Origin of the sequence: Pseudoalteromonas sp. S3178 (assembly GCF_005886985.1) — a bacterium.
GTDB classification, from domain to species: domain Bacteria; phylum Pseudomonadota; class Gammaproteobacteria; order Enterobacterales; family Alteromonadaceae; genus Pseudoalteromonas; species Pseudoalteromonas carrageenovora.
The window spans coordinates 1-366 of the sequence record NZ_PNCW01000441.1; the positions used below are offsets into that span (position 1 = coordinate 1).

At 44.8% G+C, this 366-nt stretch carries 1 protein-coding gene; it reads left to right on the forward strand.

Annotated elements, in window-relative coordinates; all coding sequences use genetic code 11:
* Positions 1-366: ABC transporter permease (locus CWC11_RS21665; protein WP_138684235.1), on the forward strand; the 366-nt coding region annotated here is incomplete at both ends.

The window sequence follows — 366 nt, forward strand, 5'->3', positions numbered from 1 at the left end:
ATTACATGGAGACTTAACTCAGGCTCTTTCTCAGCCCAATCTTATCGCCCTTAGCCAGACAGAATCAAAGCGCTTGTTTGGCGATACAGATGTTATCGGCAGGCAACTTGAATACGATGGGGGAAGCTATGAAGTGGCTGCTGTTTTTGCGGATTTGGAAGCAAATACACACTTTGATTTTGATGTGCTGATGTACTTACCCAAATTACAGCGCGGTCCTTTTAGTAGTCATGTGTATTTGAAGTTGCAGCCAGAAGCAGATCCCAACGCGTTAGCCCAAGAGATGACGCGCGAGATGCAAAAAAGAGCTAAAAACCCGAACTTCAAAGACATCCAGTTTCAGTTTATTCCGTTGACCCAGTTGCA